This window comes from Brevundimonas sp. (assembly GCF_036676055.1).
Classification (GTDB): Bacteria; Pseudomonadota; Alphaproteobacteria; order Caulobacterales; family Caulobacteraceae; genus Brevundimonas.
In genome coordinates, this window is record NZ_JAKFDS010000082.1 from 1 (window position 1) to 2,049 (window position 2,049).

The 2,049-nt window shown below is 68.7% G+C and carries 2 protein-coding genes; both read right to left on the reverse strand.

Annotated features, from left to right (window positions below):
• Positions 1 to 861: DEAD/DEAH box helicase family protein (locus tag V6M45_RS13420; RefSeq protein WP_332657040.1), on the reverse strand; the 861-nt coding region annotated here is incomplete at its 3' end.
• 409 nt (positions 862 to 1,270) lie between these two features.
• On the reverse strand, positions 1,271 to 1,738 hold the full coding sequence (locus V6M45_RS13425; protein WP_332657041.1) for a hypothetical protein: 468 nt from the start codon (positions 1,736 to 1,738) through the stop codon (positions 1,271 to 1,273).
• Positions 1,739 to 2,049: the final 311 nt, after the last annotated feature.

Below are 2,049 nucleotides of genomic sequence, written 5' to 3' on the forward strand. Positions count from 1 at the left end.
CTCGCCGGCGGAGATGTCTTCTGCCGCCTCGTCGATCGCATCTCCCGACAGGATGGAGTACATGCGCTGGATGGTGCTGATGCAGACCTGCGCATGCGGGTCGATGTTGCTCGAGGCGAGGCGCTGGACGTTGTACAGCTCGGTGAATTTGCGGCCGTCGTCCGGCGGCGTATAGGCCATGAACTCCTGGTGCGCCTGCTTGCCCAGGTTGCGGGTGTCGACCAGGAACAGGATGCGTTTGGCGCCGGCGAACTTGAGCAGGCGGTAGACCGAGGTGATGGCGGTAAAGGTCTTGCCGGCGCCGGTGGCCATGTGGATCAGGGCGCGCGGTTTGTTTCTTGCCAGCGACTTCTCCAAGCCGGTGACGGCGTTGATCTGGCAGTCGCGCAGGTTGCGCTCGGGGAGCGGCGGCATCTGCGTCAGGCGGCGGCGCAGGGTATCGGGTTGCGCGGCCCAGTCGGCCAACGTCTGAGGGCGGAAGAAGTGGAACAGCTCACGGGCGCGCGGCGCCGGGTCGGCGCCGTCGGTGAAGTAGATGATCTGGCCGGTGCCTTCGTAGAGGAAGCGCAGCGGGGCGCCGCCTTTGCGCCATTTCAGGGTGGCGTTGGCGTAGCGCTCGGTCTGGGTCTCGTGGGTGCTGAGGTTCTGCCCCGCCTCGTCGCGCTTGGCTTCGATGACGCCGACGGGCTGGCGATCGACAAAGAGCACGTAGTCGGCGGGGCCACTGTCGGTGGGGTACTCGCGGACGGCGACGCCCTGTCCGGCTCCGAGATTCAGCTCCTTCGTGCCTTGGATGACCCAGCCGGCGGCTTCCAGCTTCCGGTCGATGTTCTGCCGGGCAATGGCTTCTGGTGTCGTCACGCGTCGTCCCCCCGGACCCGATGGCCGGAGACACTTTACGGAACGGGGGCGGCGGCGTCGCCTGACGGGCCTCGCGCTTAGTGAACAGCCTGTACCGAAGGCGAGAACGCCATGGACAGACCGCTCGAAGGCGAGCTAAGTCCGTGAGCCTCACCCGCGAGGCTTTTTGCTCCAAACCTCGAAGCCCCGAGCCTCGATACCGACCCGTTCCGCCTCAACCTTCAGGCCTGTCCGCCTCAGCGTTCATGCGAGCTGCCTCGCCGCCGGGGCCGATCGGGTCACGCCTGAAGCTCCCCAGCCTCAACCCTCCGACCAATTTGCCTGGCGCATGAAGCAGAAAGCCCGGCGGACGAGGCTTGCTGGCCTCGCCCGCCGGGCTCGATCGCTCAACGGCGGTGTCGCGCCGGTGTTACGCGGCCGGGCCGGGCTCGGCGCCGCGGCTGCCCTTGGAGAAGCGCGCCGACAGCGCCTTGCGGGCGGACTTCAGCGCCTCGTTCTTGCCCGAGACCTTCAGCAGGCCGTAGCCCTCCAGGGCGACGGTGATGATGTCGCTGCCGAGGGCGAGCGCGGTGTCGTCGGCGCGCTCGACCAGCTGCTCGAGCTGCTGCAGGCGCGGGCGCAGCAGGTCGAGCGCGGCCAGGTCGGCCTGGGCCTCGGCCAGGTCCAGGCTGGGCGGGATGATCTGCGGGTTCGACGCCAGCACCGACAGCGTCTGCCGGCAGAAGTGCTCGGACTTGTCGCCCATCTTGTACAGGTCGCGCCGCTGGCTGGGCTGCAGCGCGACCATCGGGGCGAACACGCGGCGCAGGGTGGCGATGGCGGCATCGGCGTCGGCGAGGTCCTGCGCCGACAGGTTCAGCGAAACAAGGTTCTGCATTGGCTATTCCTTACGTCCATTAGCGAGTCCGGGCGTGCCAGGGATGGCTGGGCCGGACGGTCCATGCTCCGCCGCGTTCCGTGCGGTCGGGTTGCCCGGGCCGAACGGGTCGGCGGGGAGCGGACGCGAGTGTCCGCGAGGCGCGGGGGCGATGGCAACGGGGGCACGCGCCGGGCCTCGTAGTTCGATCGGCAACGCCGCATGCGTCAGTCCGTCCGCCAGTTCTCCGGCCGCACCCGGAACACCACGCTGATCCGCGGGCCGACGTTGCGCGTGGTCTTGGGGATGCCGTGCTCGTGGGTGATCTGCGA

What these genes read in the sequence shown, in the direction of transcription:
- V6M45_RS13425 (WP_332657041.1), bottom strand. Translation starts at nt 1,738, where the DNA reads ATGCAGAACCTTGTTTCGCTGAACCTGTCGGCGCAGGACCTCGCCGAC.